Raw genomic sequence first — 13924 nt, 5'->3', positions numbered from 1 at the left:
GAGGAGCTGTCGAAGGTGCCCGTCGACAGCCAATAGGGAGGAGGTAGCTATGCAGGACGAGCGCTTCGCGCTGCTGCGACCCGTGCGTGTGGGATCGGTCACATTGCCCAATAGGGTGGTCATGGGGTCCATGCACACCGGGCTGGAATGCCATCCGGAGCGGTTCGACGAGCTCGGCCGGTTCTATGCCGAACGCGCGAAGGGCGGTGTCGGCCTGATCGTGACCGGGGGATTCGCCCCGAACTTTGCCGGCCGGATGAAGGACGAACCCGGTACGCTGGAAAGGCCCGACCAGGTCGAGGATCACCGCAAGATTACCGATGCCGTTCACGCCGCCGGTGGGCGCATACTCCTGCAGATCCTCCATGCGGGCCGCTACGGCTATCATCCGGCGATCGTGGCGCCCTCGGCAATCAAGTCGCCCATCAACCGCGACATGCCGCGCGAGCTGGACGCCGAGGAGGTCACCCAGACGATCGCGGACTACGCCAATACCGCGATGCTCGCTATCGCGGCGGGCTACGACGGCGTCGAGGTGATGGGCTCGGAAGGCTATCTGATCAGCCAGTTCCTCGCCACGCGCACCAATGCGCGGACCGATGAATGGGGTGGCGCACTCGAAAACCGCGCCCGCTTCCCGCTCTCTGTCGTGCGCGCGGTGCGCGAGGCCATCGGCCCGGAACGCATACTCTCCTACCGCATATCGGCCCTGGAACTGATCGACGGCGGCCTGAACGACGAGGAGACCCAATGGCTGGCGGGTGAGGTCGAAAAGGCCGGAGCCGACTGTCTCTCCACCGGAATCGGCTGGCACGAATCTACTGTCCCGACCATTGCCGGGACGGTGCCGCATGCCGCTTTTGCCGAGGCGACCCGCCGTATTCGATCAGTCGTCTCGATCCCCGTGACCGCGAGCAACCGGATCAACCTTCCCGAGGATGCCGAGCGTCTTGTGGCCGAAGGCACCGCGGATCTGATCTCGATGGCGCGGCCTTTCCTTGCCGATGCGGCCTTCGTGAACAAGTTGCACGACGGTAAGGGAGATCTGATCAATATCTGCATCGCCTGCAACCAGGCCTGTCTGGACCACTACTTCACCGGACAGGTCATCAGCTGCCTGGTGAACCCGCGTGCGGCCCGCGAAGGGGAGTTCTCCGACGAGCCCGCGCCCGAGGCCAAGCGCGTAGCGGTGGTTGGCGGCGGGGTGGCGGGGATCGCCGCAGCGCTTGAGGCCGGACGCCGCGGTCATCATGTGACGCTCTATGAGGCAGGCAGGGAGATCGGTGGCCAGTTCACCCTTGCCGCTCAGGTCCCTGGCAAAGAGGACTATGGCCGGGCGATCGAGAGCTTCCGGCGTCAGCTTTCAGATGCAGGCATCCATGTCCAGACGGGCAGCCGCGTGGAGAGCGCCGCCCTCGGGCGCGAGAACTACGATGAGGTCATCGTTTCCACCGGTGTCGCCCCGCGGCATCTGGACATTCCGGGTGCCGACGATCCCAGGGTGGTCGGCTATACCAGCATCCTCGACGGTTCGGTCAAAGCAGGCAAGCGGGTTGTCATCATCGGTGCGGGCGGGATCGGACATGACGTCGCCCTGACCCTTGCGCTCGGTGAGGATCACCGCAGCCAGACGGTTGCGGAGTTCGAGCGTCGCTGGGGCGTTGGGGGACAGACGGTTCTGCCCAAACCGCGCCGTTCGGTGACGATACTGAAGCGTTCTCCCGGAGCTTTTGGCAAGACGCTCGGCAAGAGCACAGGCTGGATCCTGCGCAAGGAACTCAAGGATCTGGGCGTCCGCCAGATCGGCGAGGTGAACTACCTGAAGATCGACGCCGAAGGGCTTCACATCGAGGTCGGAGGGCAGGTCGAGGTGCTGCCGGCGGACACGATCGTCGTCTGCGCTGGCCAGACATCGGTGCGCGCGCTCGCAGATGATCTCGAGGCGCGTGGCCAGTCGGTCCACGTCATTGGCGGCGCGAAGCTCGCGGGAGAACTCGACGCAAAGCGCGCGATCTTCGAAGGCGCTGTCACCGGCAATCGCATCTGACCGTCTCGATGGCCCCATCCTTCGCCGGCGGGTCGTCGTGAGCAGACCCGGGGCTAAACAAACAGCGCGAATATCAGACTTGGAGGAGGAAAAATGTCACTCGATCTGGATGCAAGCTACCTTCAGAAGCGGCCCGCAAACTTCCGGCCGCTGACCCCGCTCAACTTCCTGCTGCGCGCCGCCGATGTGTTTCCAGATCGCGTGGCCGTCATCCATGGCGAGCAACGCTTCACCTGGCGCGAACATGCTCAACGCTGCAAGCAGCTTGCGTCCGCTTTGATGCATTCCGGGGTGCGCAGCGGCGAGACGGTTGCGATCCTCGCGCCCAACACGCCTGCCGTTCTGGAGGCGCATTTCGGCGTGCCGATGGCAGGTGCCATTCTGAACACCCTCAACATCCGTCTCGATGCGGCAGCCATCGCCTTCATTCTGGACCACTGCGAGGCGCGGGTTTTCCTCGTCGACAAGCAGCTGAGCGAGGTCGCGAAGGCAGCCCTCGAAATCGCGCAGGTGAAGCCGCTGGTCGTCGACATCGAGGACCCGCTGGCCGAGGGCGGCGAGAGGATCGGCACACTGACCTACGAGGAACTGCTCCGCAAGGGCCACGCGGAAGAGCCGACCTATTGGCCCGAGGACGAGTTCGAGGTGATCTCGCTCAACTACACGTCGGGAACGACCGGCAATCCGAAGGGTGTGCTCTATCACCACCGCGGCGTGTATCTGACCTGCCTCAGCCAGTTGCTGCATCACCGGATGGACAGCAACTCGATCTACCTGTGGACCTTGCCGATGTTCCACTGCAACGGCTGGTGCTTTTCCTGGGCGGTCGCGGCGGTCGGCGGCACGCATGTCTGCCAGCGCAAGGTCATCGCCGAGGACATTTTCAACGCGATCGAAGAGCATGGCGTCACCCATCTCTGCGGCGCACCGACCGTTCTGGGAATGCTGATCGACGGTGCCGCGCGGACCGGGCTGAAGCTCACGCGGCCGGTCGCGGTGATGACGGCCGGGGCGGCCCCGCCGGCAGCGATCCTGCGCGACACCGAAGCGCTCGGCTTCACTGTCCGCCACGTCTATGGCGCCACCGAGTTGCACAGCGTCACCACGCTCTGCGACTGGCATCGCGAATGGGACGACCTGCCGCCCGAGGAGCGCTCGCATATGATGGCGCGCCAGGGCGTCCGCACGGTGGTGACGGATGCGATGATCGTCGCCGATCCGGTCACACTGGATCCGGTGCCGCACAACGGGGCGGTAATGGGCGAGATCCTCTATCGCAGCAACACCGGCATGAAGGGCTACCTCAAGAATCCGCAAGCCACCGAGGAGGCTTTCGCGGGCGGCTGGTATCGGACGGGCGACCTCGCCGTCGTGCATGAGGACGGCTATGTCGAGATCAAGGACCGCTCGAAGGACATCATCATCTCGGGCGGCGAGAACATCTCCTCCATCGAGGTCGAGGATGTGCTCTTCCAGCACCCTTCGGTGTCTTATGCCGCGGTCGTGGCGATGAAGGACGACCGCTGGGGCGAGACGCCCTGTGCCTTCATCGAACTGAAGCCTGGCCCCGCCAACCAGGTCACCCAGGAAGAGGTGATCGAGTTCTGCCGCGCCCACCTTGCAAAGTTCAAGGTGCCGCGCCGCATCATCTTTGGGCCGATCGAGCGGACGGCGACAGGGAAGGTGCAGAAGTTCCGCCTGCGCAAGCTCGTCGAGCAGGTTGCGTGAAGAAAGTTGAGGCGCCGCTGGCGCAAAATGGAGACGACCAATGAGAGGACTTGAAGGACGCACAGCGATCGTGACTGGCGCCGCAGGCGGGATCGGGCAGGCAATCTGCGAACGTCTCGTGGACGAGGGCGTGAATCTCGTCGCGGCCGACGTGAATGCTGCCGCGCTTGAAAAGCTGGCTGAACATCTCCGTGCCAAAGGCGGCGATGTGCTGCCCCTCGCCTTCGACATCACCGATTTCGAGGCAGTGGGCAGCGCCGTCGAGCAGGCTCAAGCGCGGTTCGGCCAGATCGACATTCTCGTCAACAACGCGGGCTGGGACATCGCGAAGCCTTTCCTCGACACCGATCCCGACCTCTGGGAGAAGATCGTCTCGATCAACCTGTTCGGGCCGCTCAACCTCCACAAGGCGGTGCTACCCGTCATGATCGCCTCTGGCGGGGGCAAAATCATCAACATCGCCTCCGATGCCGGACGCGTCGGCTCGTCGGGAGAGTCGGTGTATTCCGCGTGCAAGGGCGGCCTGATCGCCTTCTCCAAGACGATCGCACGGGAAAATGCTCGCGACAACGTGCGGGTAAATGTCGTCTGCCCGGGCCCGACCGACACCGCGCTGCTGCGCTCCTTCATCGGTGAAGGCGAGTATGGCCAGAAGATCTACGACAAGCTCCAGAAGGCGATCCCGCTGAAACGCCTTGGCCAGCCCGCGGATATTCCGGGGATGGTCGCCTTCTTCGCCAGCAGCGACGCAGACTTCATCACCGGCCAGGTGATCAGCGTTTCTGGCGGTCTTACGATGCACGGTTGAGGAAAATCCCCATGGAATATCAGGACATCATCTACGAAACCCGGGGCGCCGCGGCCTGGATCACCATCAACCGCCCGGAGAAATACAATGCCTTCCGGGGCCAGACCTGCGAGGAGCTGATCCACGCCATCGGCAAGGCGAGCTGGGACAAATCTGTCGCGGCGATCGTGCTGACCGGAGCCGGACCCAAGGCATTTTGCACCGGCGGCGACCAATCCGCCCATGATGGCGCCTATGACGGGCGCGGGACCATCGGCCTGCCGGTCGAAGAGCTCCAGACCGTCATCCGGGATGCGCCCAAGCCTGTCATCGCTCGGGTCAACGGCTTTGCCATCGGAGGGGGCAACGTCCTCGTGACCTGCTGCGATCTCGCAATCGCGTCCTCGAACGCGCAGTTCGGCCAGGTCGGCCCGAAGGTCGGCTCCGTCGATCCCGGCTTTGGTACGGCCCTGCTGGCGCGGGTCGTCGGCGAGAAGAAGGCACGCGAGATCTGGTTCCTCTGCCGCCGCTATCCCGCGGATGAGGCGCTCAGGATGGGCCTGATCAACGCGGTTGTACCGCCCGAGGAACTCGACGAGGAGGTGGAGCGTTGGTGTGCCGAAATCGCCGCGCTCAGCCCCACGGCGATCTCCATCGCGAAGAAGTCGTTCAATCTGGACTCGGAATCGATCCGCGGCATCTCGGCCATCGGCATGCAGGCGTTGAGCCTGTTCTACCAGACGGAAGAGTCGAAGGAGGGTGTCAAGGCCTTCCTCGAGAAACGCCCCGCGAGGTTCCGCGGCTAGCCATGCCACACTGACCGAGCCGCTAGCGGCCCGCTGCTGACGGAAGGCCATGCATGCGTAGGAACCAGCTTCTGGGCCAGCGGACCACGCCAGCCTGGCCTCTCTTCGCTCGCGGGGCGACCGCCACGCCCAGTTCCGTGGCGTGGCGGTCGCATCCCCGCAGCGGTGGAAGAAGCCAATGTCGAAGCGCGCCGTAGCCACTGGCTCGGTGGCCGAGATTTCGTTTGCTCCTCAAGGCAGGATGTGGCCGTTTGTGGAGTTGGTGTCCGGGGTTGCACGGGGACGTCCGTACCCGCATTCCTAGAAGGGTTCTTCAAGATCATCCATTCTGGAGGTAAAAGAGAGGGCTGAGGCGTTGTGATCACGACCATGATTGCCGCGGAGTATGCGTGGCAGGGTCAGGGCAGGAAGGGTACATGAGCTCAACGATGAAAGACGATCAGGAAGCGAGCAGACCTGCTGACCGCCTGCCCAATGGGTCAGCCGCTGGCGCAGCAAGTCCCGAAAGCGTTCGCTTGCGGGAGCAGAGACGTCGCACGCCCGGGTCCAACGGCCCGGAGACGAGGACGGACCAGCAAAAGGGCGCGTCGATTTCTCGACGGGGTCCTGGATACGATCAGCTCAACAACCGCATCTTCTTCCGCCTCTTTCAGCTGGGGAACGAGCTGCAAAGACAGGCCGTACAACAATTGGGAATTACGACCGTGCAGTGGTCCGTTCTCGGAGCGCTTTCACAGGAAAAGTATGCCTCCGGGATTCCTCTGAGCCAGCTTGGCGACTATCTTGTCGTCAGCCGCCAAAACCTGGACGGCGTTCTGAAGCGGCTCGAACGCGATGGCCTCGTCCGCCGCGTCACAGGCGACGGAGACAAACGGTCGAGAATCGTTCAGCTTACTGAACACGGCCGTGCCACATGGTCGGAGGTTCTTCAGCGGATCTACCAGTTTTACGATCAGGCCGCATCACGTTTCACCTTCGACGAACGGGTTGCGCTGGTTCACTATCTCAATGAACTTCGCAAGGATCTTGCGAATGTCGACCTTAGTCGCGTTGAGACGAAAGACTCCTCCGATCGGGAATAGATGCGCCCGGCGGCCTGCAATCCGGCTCATGGCCACAGGGCGGGCGCCGCTCCGATCCGATACCGGAGCCATGCAAAGAACGGAGAAGCGGCCGCCTGTGACTCCTCGCCCTTGGACGCACTGTGATGCTGTTCTGGTCGGTACGCTTCAGATCGGCAATTCGGTGGACCATTTGACAAGCTGCATCGGGATATCTGTCTTGAAGTTCAGGATTCCCGGCAACCCCGAAAGCCGCTCCATCTGGAAGCGTCGATAGTCGTCCATGTCGCGGCTCACCACCCGCAGGATGTAGTCGCAGTCCCCCGCCATCAGGTGGCATTCGACGATTTCCGGCGTTCGCCGGACCGCCGCGATAAAACTGCTGACCGAATCCGCGTCCTGCCCTTTGAGCCAGACCCGGACGAACACCGAAAGCCCAAGCCCCAGTTGTGCAGCGTCGAGCAGCGCAACGTAGCGGCGGATGACCCCTTCTTCCTCCAACAGCCGAATCCGCCGCAGGCAGGGTGTGGGTGAAAGGCCGACCGCTTCGGCGATCTCCGCGTTGGTCCTGCGCCCATCCTGCTGGAGGACGCGCAGGATGCGCAGGTCGATCTCATCCAGGGTTCTGGGCATGGCGTTCGGCTATGTGGAGCAATCGACTATCATTAGTCGACATCGTAGCATGGTCAGCCACATATTCTAGCACATAGGGCATTATTTGGTGATTTTATCCATTGGATTGGCGCTATCTTCTGCGCCGTCGAGTTCGGAAGGACCGCAGACGGTATCGCATGGTTTCTCCCCACTCCGGGTGTGAAAGCTGAGGCGCTGAGGCGGGGACACCTTTCCGTCACCATCTTCGCCGTCCACGGAACCCTGCCATCATGACCGACCAGTCCGCCGCCGCTCTAGCTCCGCGATTCGCACACTGGCTTGCCGAGACCAACGATCTGACCAGTCGCAACATCGAAGCTGCCCGCATTCCTGGCCTTGTCAACCTTTCGGGTGGCTTGCCCGATCCCTCGCTCCTGCCGTCCGCAGCGTTGGCGGAAATCGCCACACGGGTGATCCGCGAACGGCCGGAGGATGCCTTGGGCTACGGCCCGACGGCGGGTCTGCCGGCGCTGCGCGAGGCTATCGCCCGCCGCTACCGGGAACGCGGTGTCCCGGCCTCGGCTGAGAACGTGCTGGTCACGGCCAGCGGCACACAGACGCTCGATCTCGTCGGCAAGGTCCTGGTCACGCCCGGCGACACGGTGGTTTGCGAGTTCCCGAGCTACGCCGGAGCGTTCGATGCGTGGCGGCCGCGCGGGCCGCGCTATCGCCATCTCGGGCTGCGCGCGGGCAACGACCTCGCAGTCTCAATGGCAGGCGCAGCCTTCACCTACATGATCCCGAACTTCTCCAATCCAACCGGGCATCTGGTGAGCGAAGCGGAACGGCGGCGGTTGATCGCGACGGCGCGAGCCTCCGGAACGCCGCTCGTCGAGGACGATCCATACGGCTCGCTCTTCTATGACGGAGCGCCGGTGCCGACCCTGCTGCAACTTTCCTCCGAGGGCCGCGAGAACCTCGACGACTGTCCGGTGATCTATCTGGCCAGCCTGTCCAAGCAACTCGCCCCGGGTCTGAGGATCGGCTGGATCATCGCCGCGCCAGACACGATCCGGGCGCTGACCACTGCCAAACAGGCGAGCGACCTCTGCTCGAACGGGCTGGCCCAGTGCATGGCCGCAGCGGCTATCGAGGAAGGGCTGATCGAGGAATGCCATCCGCGCATCGTCGGTCTCTACCGCGCGCGCCGCGACGCGCTCTGCGCCGCCATGGCGCGGCATATCGGCGGTTGGTTCACGTGGGAGGCGCCAGTGGGCGGCATGTTCGTCTGGGCTACGGCGCGCGATCCGGGGATCGACCTCGACAGGCTGGTCGATCTCGGCATGGCCGAGGGCGTGCTCGTCGGCGGCAGTCAGCCGTTCGATCCGCTCGGCATCACGCCCCCGGCGATCCGGCTCTCCTTCACCTTCAACGACGAGGAAAAGCTCGAACGCGGGATCGAGCGGCTGGCGAAAGCGCTGCGGCGGAATGATAGCTGATAGAAACGTGGACAGGGTGATGACGGAAAGAGCGGAAGATATCGGCTTCATCGGGCTCGGCGTCATGGGCCAGCCGATGGCGCTCAATCTGGCGAAGGCGGGAACGCGGCTGGTGGTCTGGAACCGCTCGCCCCAGGCTTGCGAGCCCTTGCGCGAGGCCGGCGCCAGGGTGGCGGCGGATGCCGATGAGGTCTTCGCCCGCGCCCGTGTCGTCATCTGCATGCTGGTCAACGAGGCGGCGCTGGATGCCGTCCTGCGGCGCGGCACGCCGCACTTCGCCGATCTGGTCAAAGGCCATGTAGTCGTCTCAATGGGCTCAAACCCGCCGGACTACTCCCGCAAGCTTGCAAGGGAGATCGAGGCCACCGGCGGCCATTATGTGGAGGCGCCTGTCTCGGGATCACGCAAACCGGCCGAAACCGGTCAACTAGTCGTACTTCTTGGCGGCAAACCGGAAACGGTGGCCGAGATCCGCCCGCTGCTTTCGCCCGTCTGCCGGGAAAGCGTGCTCTGCGGCCCGGTCGGCGATGCGCTGCTGATGAAGCTCGCGGTCAACCACTATCTGAACACCATGCTAGCGGGCATGGCGGAAGCGATCCACTTCGCCGACCGGCTCGGGCTCGACCTCGACACGTTCAAGGCGGCGATCGACTCCGGTCCGATGAGCTGCGACTTCACCCGAATGAAACTGCCGAAGTTCATCGCGCGGGACTTCTCCGTCCAGGCCGCGACCGAGGATGCCCTCAACAGCACACGGCTCATCGCCGACGCGGCGCGAGCGTTCGGGATCGCCACGCCACTGCTCGACCTGGCCAGCGCGCTCTATGGCGAGAGCGTCGCGCTCGGCAACGGCCGGGAGGATATGATCTCGGCGGTCAAAGCCATCGAGGCCCGGACCGAAGCCCTCGGCGCCGCTGGCGGTTCCCCACAATCAGCCGGATAAGGTGGCAGGAATGCTTGCCGCCCTTCTGATTGTCCTGCCCGTCTTCGCGCTGATCCTCGCAGGCTGGCTCGCGGGGCGAACCGCCGTGTTCGGCCCGCACGCCACGGCCGAGATCAACCGCTTCGTTGTCTGGCTCGCCCTGCCGGCGCTCTTGTTCCACGTCGTTGCCACGGCCGACTGGAACGACCTTAGGCAGCCGGGCTTCATCGCATCCTTCACCATCAGCGCCGCGCTCAGCATGGCGCTTGCACTGATCATCAGCGTCCGCCGCACCGGCAATCTGGTAGACGGGGCCATCGATGGGCTGAACGCCGGCTATGCGAACATAGGCTTCGTCGGTTTCCCGATCGTGCTGGTCGCGCTCGGCCCCGAAGCGCTGGTCCCCGCCACGATTGGCTCGATCATCACCATGTGCGTGATCTTCGCCGCCGCGATCGTGCTCATCGAGATCGGGCGACAGGACGAGGCCCGGCCGCTGCGGCTGGCGATCAAAGTCGCGGTCACGTTGATCCGCAACCCGGTCCTCGTTGCCCCGGCTGTCGCGACGGTGTTTCCACTCACCGGCCTTGTCCTGCCCGCTCCGGCAGAGACCTTTCTGAGACTGCTCGGAGGAGCGGCCGCGCCCTGTGCTCTGGTAGCACTCGGCCTGTTCGTCGCGTCGAACCGGCCCGGAGGCGATGCCCGCTACGGAGCGACTGTGTTCCTGATCGTCTGCAAGCTCCTGCTGCACCCGCTGCTGGCATGGATCCTGGCGCGTTTCGTCTTCGATCTCTCGACATTCGCCACCCAGGCCGTGGTCCTGCTGGCCGCGCTCCCGGCGGGAACGGGTTCGTTCATGCTTGCCGAACTTTACCGCCGTGACGCTGCGGTGTCTTCGCGCACCATCATCGGTTCGACACTGCTGTCCGTCTTGACCATTACCTTACTCGTCAGCGCGATGCCATATCTGTAGTATCAGCCGTGCACGAGAGGAAACCAACGGCGCGCAGCTGTGTTCGCTCGCAACCGGGCGGTGCCACGATCCAGAATCTGTCCTCGTAAAGCGGCGTCCAGACGAGATCCTGCGGATGGGGCCGCATGGGTTCGGATGTGATCGCCGCATCCAAATCGCCTGCTGCAACCTTTGTAGCTAGGTCCTGAGACATGCCGCTCGCAACATGCACGCGAACACGCGGATGCTCGCGGTTTAGCACCGCGAGCGCGGCCGGCAGTACGCCTTTGAGCGCTGACTGGATCGCCCCGAGCTTCAACTGGCCAGCAAGCGATTGTTCGTCGCTGAGTGCCGGCTCGATCTGATCGTAGAGCGCAAGGATCTCCTCGGCCTTGACCAGTACGATCCTGCCGGCCTCGGTCAGAACCGACCGCCGCCGCCGCGAGTGGTCGAACAACCGGACGCCAAACTCATCCTCGAACCCCTTCACCTGCAAGCTGATCGCCGACTGCCTCAGCCCGACGGCTTCGCCGGCGCGGGCGAACGACCCATGCCGGGCTCCGCTCGTCGCTGACTGAAAATTCAGTGGCAGGTCATGAGGCCTCTCTCGACGTCTGTCTTATTGCCGAGGCTTCGAGCCAGACTGTCCTATTTCTACGCCTGGGTATCCGCCACTACTCCGATCGCCCAAGCACCCTTCCCCCAAATGACAATCCCTGCTTCCCTTTTCTCCTGGAACCGCAGTTTGGATCCGAGGCGATGGATGCAAGACAAGAAAAGCTGGTGATCGAAGTCCTGCCGCCGACCGGACGAGAGGCATCATTCGAAGCCGCCGACCAAGCCGTGCGCGCCCTGGCCCGCATCATCGGTCGGCAGATCGCCCGGGAAGAATTCCAGCGGGCTGTCGCGCGGGAGCAGAAGGCCCAGACCAGCTCGCACGCCACACGCTCAGCGGACAAGAGTCCATGACGCTTGCCTTCAGTCGGACTATACGTATAATGCAGGCATCCCGAGGAATAGGATGCCCGCCATGCCGACAGTCGGTTCCCTCGAATTCCAGCGCAAGTTCGGCGAGTTCCAGCATCAGGCGCAGCGCGAGCCGGTGGAAATCACCCGGCACGGTCGCCGCGAGTTCGTGCTGATGTCCGCCGATCACTATGACTGGCTCCGCGCCGCCGCGCAGCGGACGCATCGCACGGTGGATGCCGCCGATGTGGTGATCGACGCGGTGGAGCGTGCCGAGATGGACCCGGAACACGCGCCTCTCGACGATCTCCTGAAACAGGGCCGGCGACGTGGCAGCACCTGAACCGAAGCCCGGCCTCGTCATCCGCTACGATTATCTCTGGACGCATGAGGCTGCCGGCGGCCAGACTCAGGGAAAGGACCGGCCGACCTGCCTGGTCGCTGCAACCGATGCGCTGGTTCGGCCCCGCTATGTGGTGTTGCTGCCGATCACCCACACGCCGCCCTCCGGCGAAACGGTCGGCATCAAGATCCCTTTGAGCGTGAAGCAGGCCATCGGACTCGACGACGCGCCGAGTTGGGTGATCGTCTCGGAGCACAATGTCGATGAATGGCCCAATGGCGGGCTGTCGCCGGTTCCCGGCAAGCGCGGAGAGTTCAGCTACGGTTTCATCCCGCCTGGGTTGTTCTCGACGATCAAGGCTGCCTTCCTCGAACTGGCGAGAGCAAAGAAAAGCGGCGCCGTGCGCCGCTGACCCTTGAGTTGCGAAAGGACCCGGGAATGACCCGCGTTGCCCTCTATGCCCGCTATTCCTCCGACAACCAGCGCGATGCCTCGATCGAGGACCAGTTCCGCATCTGCCGCGAGCAGGCGAAACGCGAGGGCTGGAAGGTCGTCGGCGCCTACAAGGATGCGAGCATCTCCGGCTCCAGCATGATCTTGCGACCCGGCATCCAGACGTTGCTTCAGGACGCACAGGCGGGCCAGTTCGACCTCGTGCTCTCGGAGGCTCTGGACCGGATCAGCCGCGACCAGGCCGATACGGCTACCCTGTTCAAGCATCTCCAGTTCGCCGGCGTGCCGATGTTCACGCTGGCCGAAGGTGAGATCACCGAGCTGCATGTCGGCCTGAAAGGCACGATGAATGCCCTGATGCTGAAGGACCTCGCCGCCAAGACCCGCCGCGGCTTGCGCGGGAGGGTCGAGGAGGGCAAATCAGGCGGTGGCATCTCGTTCGGCTACAACGTCATCAAGCAGATGGATGCCCGCGGCGAGTTGATCCGCGGCGACCGTGAGATCAACGAAGCCGAAGCCGATATCGTCCGCCGCATCTTCCGGGAATTCGCGGCCGGGATCGGTCCCCGCACCATCGCCCGGACCCTGAACGCGGAAGGCATTCAAGGCCCCGGTGGCAAACCGTGGGGCGACACGACAATTCGGGGCCACGTCAAGCGCGGCACAGGGCTGATCAACAACGAGCTCTACATCGGCCGCCTGGTCTGGAACCGGATGCGCTACATCAAGGATCCCCGCACCGGCAAACGGGTTTCGCGAATGAACCCGGTCTCCGAATGGATCACCACCGAGGTGCCGGAACTGCGAATTCTCGACGACGAACTCTGGCAGGCGGTCAAGGCGCGGCAGGCTGACATCGCCGAGAAATACGTCAACGTGACCGAAGCGATCCGCGCGCACCACCAGAACAACAGGCTGAACACCACCCGCCGACCGCGGTCACTGTTGTCCGGACTGGTCTTTTGCGGTTGCTGTCAGGGTCCCTATTCGCTGCGCGGCGCCGGGCGGTTCGCCTGCTCGAACCATATCAGCAAAGGCAATTGCACCAACAAGGCCACAATCCGCCAGGAGGAACTCGAACAACGGGTGCTGGCCGGGATCAAGGATCGGCTGATGGCGCCCGAGATCGCCGCCGATGCGATGAAGGCCTATGCCGAGGAGACCAACCGGCTGAACCGCGAGCGTCGCGCCAATGGCGACGCCTGGCGGAGCGAACTCGCCAAGGTCGAGAAGGACATCCGGGGCATCATCGACGCGATCAAGGCCGGCATGCTCCATCCGAGCATGAAAGCCGAGATGGACGGGCTGGAGGAACGTAAGGCGCAACTGACTGCCCGTCTCGCCGAGGTTCCGCAGGACATTCCGGATGTCCTGCCGATCGCCTCGACGATCTACGCAAAGCGGGTCACCCGCCTTACCGAGGCCCTGGACAATCCCGGCGAACAGGTCGAGGCGGCCGAGGCACTCCGTGGCCTGATCGAGAAGATCATCCTGACTCCCGGTTCCACGCGCGGCGAGATCTACGCGACGCTCTATGGCGATCTGCGGACGATCCTGCATTGGTTGGCGCGTCAGGAAAGTGCGGGAAGCCCAAAAGCAAAAACTCCCGCAGTAGAAACTACGGGAGTGTTGGCATCAGTGGTTGCGGGGGTAGGATTTGAACCTACGACCTTCAGGTTATGAGCCTGACGAGCTACCGGGCTGCTCCACCCCGCGGTGGTTGTTTTTTGCACGTATTGAGGGATACTTTGTGTTTCTTTCTAGGT

General features: G+C 63.8%; 14 protein-coding genes and 1 tRNA gene. 12 read left to right on the top strand and 3 right to left on the bottom strand.

What is annotated here, in order from left to right:
- Positions 1-49 precede the first annotated feature (49 nt).
- The 5 genes from ACFQXB_RS18935 (at position 50) to ACFQXB_RS18915 (ending at position 6450) form a co-directional block, all read left to right on the top strand.
- Positions 50-2047: an oxidoreductase gene (locus tag ACFQXB_RS18935; RefSeq protein ID WP_377406788.1), complete on the top strand. Its 1998-nt coding sequence runs from the start codon at positions 50-52 to the stop codon at positions 2045-2047.
- A gap of 93 nt (positions 2048-2140) precedes the next feature.
- On the top strand, positions 2141-3775 hold the full coding sequence (locus tag ACFQXB_RS18930) for an AMP-binding protein (RefSeq protein WP_377406787.1): 1635 nt from the start codon (positions 2141-2143) through the stop codon (positions 3773-3775).
- A 40-nt stretch (positions 3776-3815) separates the two neighbouring features.
- On the top strand, positions 3816-4583 hold the full coding sequence (locus tag ACFQXB_RS18925; RefSeq protein ID WP_377406786.1) for a glucose 1-dehydrogenase: 768 nt from the start codon (positions 3816-3818) through the stop codon (positions 4581-4583).
- 11 nt (positions 4584-4594) lie between these two features.
- A complete protein-coding gene (locus tag ACFQXB_RS18920) occupies positions 4595-5368 on the top strand; it encodes an enoyl-CoA hydratase-related protein (RefSeq protein ID WP_377406785.1) in 774 nt (257 codons plus the stop codon).
- Positions 5369-5784: 416 nt separating this feature from the next.
- The gene (locus tag ACFQXB_RS18915) at positions 5785-6450 is read left to right on the top strand and encodes a MarR family winged helix-turn-helix transcriptional regulator (RefSeq protein WP_377406784.1); all 666 of its coding nucleotides are present in this window, start codon (positions 5785-5787) and stop codon (positions 6448-6450) included.
- Between the two features lie 147 nt (positions 6451-6597).
- On the opposite strand, the gene ACFQXB_RS18910 is transcribed toward ACFQXB_RS18915, so the two are convergent.
- Positions 6598-7062 carry an Lrp/AsnC family transcriptional regulator gene (locus ACFQXB_RS18910; protein WP_377406783.1) on the bottom strand — a complete coding sequence of 155 codons (465 nt, stop codon included), beginning with the start codon at positions 7060-7062 and terminating at the stop codon, positions 6598-6600.
- A gap of 251 nt (positions 7063-7313) precedes the next feature.
- On the opposite strand from ACFQXB_RS18910, the gene ACFQXB_RS18905 reads away from it, so the two are divergent.
- From ACFQXB_RS18905 to ACFQXB_RS18895, 3 genes are read left to right on the top strand one after another with little or no spacing between them, the layout of a single operon-like run.
- On the top strand, positions 7314-8522 hold the full coding sequence (locus ACFQXB_RS18905; protein ID WP_377406782.1) for an aminotransferase-like domain-containing protein: 1209 nt from the start codon (positions 7314-7316) through the stop codon (positions 8520-8522).
- Positions 8523-8541: 19 nt separating this feature from the next.
- Positions 8542-9465 (top strand): NAD(P)-dependent oxidoreductase, encoded by a 924-nt coding sequence (locus ACFQXB_RS18900; RefSeq protein ID WP_377406781.1) that lies wholly within the window; start codon positions 8542-8544, stop codon positions 9463-9465.
- Between the two features lie 10 nt (positions 9466-9475).
- Positions 9476-10417 (top strand): AEC family transporter, encoded by a 942-nt coding sequence (locus tag ACFQXB_RS18895; protein WP_377406780.1) that lies wholly within the window; start codon positions 9476-9478, stop codon positions 10415-10417.
- Here the strand turns inward: ACFQXB_RS18895 and ACFQXB_RS18890 are convergent.
- The gene (locus ACFQXB_RS18890) at positions 10395-10982 is read right to left on the bottom strand and encodes a LysR family transcriptional regulator (protein WP_377406823.1); all 588 of its coding nucleotides are present in this window, start codon (positions 10980-10982) and stop codon (positions 10395-10397) included. The two genes, ACFQXB_RS18895 and ACFQXB_RS18890, sit on opposite strands and share 23 nt — an antisense overlap.
- On the opposite strand from ACFQXB_RS18890, the gene ACFQXB_RS18885 reads away from it, so the two are divergent.
- The 4 genes from ACFQXB_RS18885 (at position 10982) to ACFQXB_RS18870 (ending at position 13841) form a co-directional block, all read left to right on the top strand.
- On the top strand, positions 10982-11365 hold the full coding sequence (locus ACFQXB_RS18885; RefSeq protein WP_377406779.1) for a hypothetical protein: 384 nt from the start codon (positions 10982-10984) through the stop codon (positions 11363-11365). The two genes, ACFQXB_RS18890 and ACFQXB_RS18885, sit on opposite strands and share 1 nt — an antisense overlap.
- 61 nt (positions 11366-11426) lie before the next feature.
- Positions 11427-11705, top strand: a complete 279-nt coding sequence (locus ACFQXB_RS18880) for a type II toxin-antitoxin system prevent-host-death family antitoxin (protein WP_377406778.1) — start codon at positions 11427-11429, stop codon at positions 11703-11705.
- Positions 11692-12117, top strand: coding sequence for a hypothetical protein (locus ACFQXB_RS18875; RefSeq protein ID WP_377406777.1), 426 nt, complete (start codon positions 11692-11694; stop codon positions 12115-12117). Before ACFQXB_RS18880 ends, ACFQXB_RS18875 begins: the two co-directional genes overlap by 14 nt.
- Before the next feature lie 26 nt (positions 12118-12143).
- Positions 12144-13841, top strand: a complete 1698-nt coding sequence (locus tag ACFQXB_RS18870) for a recombinase family protein (RefSeq protein WP_377406822.1) — start codon at positions 12144-12146, stop codon at positions 13839-13841.
- Here ACFQXB_RS18870 and ACFQXB_RS18865 read toward each other — a convergent pair.
- Positions 13798-13874: transfer RNA gene (locus ACFQXB_RS18865), tRNA-Met, on the bottom strand. The two genes, ACFQXB_RS18870 and ACFQXB_RS18865, sit on opposite strands and share 44 nt — an antisense overlap.
- Positions 13875-13924 lie beyond the last annotated feature (50 nt).

It is taken from the genome of Halodurantibacterium daqingense (genome assembly GCF_042666235.1).
GTDB lineage: Bacteria > Pseudomonadota > Alphaproteobacteria > Rhodobacterales > Rhodobacteraceae > Halodurantibacterium > Halodurantibacterium daqingensis.
The sequence above is the reverse complement of the archived record's forward strand: the minus strand, read 5'-3'. Positions and strand labels throughout refer to the sequence as shown.

Excerpts from the sequence above, each read along its gene's own strand:
- ACFQXB_RS18935 (WP_377406788.1), top strand. The coding sequence starts at position 50 with ATGCAGGACGAGCGCTTCGCGCTGCTGCGACCCGTGCGTGTGGGATCG.
- ACFQXB_RS18930 (WP_377406787.1), top strand. The coding sequence starts at position 2,141 with ATGTCACTCGATCTGGATGCAAGCTACCTTCAGAAGCGGCCCGCAAAC.
- ACFQXB_RS18925 (WP_377406786.1), top strand. The coding sequence starts at position 3,816 with ATGAGAGGACTTGAAGGACGCACAGCGATCGTGACTGGCGCCGCAGGC.
- ACFQXB_RS18920 (WP_377406785.1), top strand. The coding sequence starts at position 4,595 with ATGGAATATCAGGACATCATCTACGAAACCCGGGGCGCCGCGGCCTGG.
- ACFQXB_RS18915 (WP_377406784.1), top strand. The coding sequence starts at position 5,785 with ATGAGCTCAACGATGAAAGACGATCAGGAAGCGAGCAGACCTGCTGAC.
- ACFQXB_RS18910 (WP_377406783.1), bottom strand. The coding sequence starts at position 7,062 with ATGCCCAGAACCCTGGATGAGATCGACCTGCGCATCCTGCGCGTCCTC.
- ACFQXB_RS18905 (WP_377406782.1), top strand. The coding sequence starts at position 7,314 with ATGACCGACCAGTCCGCCGCCGCTCTAGCTCCGCGATTCGCACACTGG.
- ACFQXB_RS18900 (WP_377406781.1), top strand. The coding sequence starts at position 8,542 with ATGACGGAAAGAGCGGAAGATATCGGCTTCATCGGGCTCGGCGTCATG.
- ACFQXB_RS18895 (WP_377406780.1), top strand. The coding sequence starts at position 9,476 with ATGCTTGCCGCCCTTCTGATTGTCCTGCCCGTCTTCGCGCTGATCCTC.
- ACFQXB_RS18880 (WP_377406778.1), top strand. The coding sequence starts at position 11,427 with ATGCCGACAGTCGGTTCCCTCGAATTCCAGCGCAAGTTCGGCGAGTTC.
- ACFQXB_RS18870 (WP_377406822.1), top strand. The coding sequence starts at position 12,144 with ATGACCCGCGTTGCCCTCTATGCCCGCTATTCCTCCGACAACCAGCGC.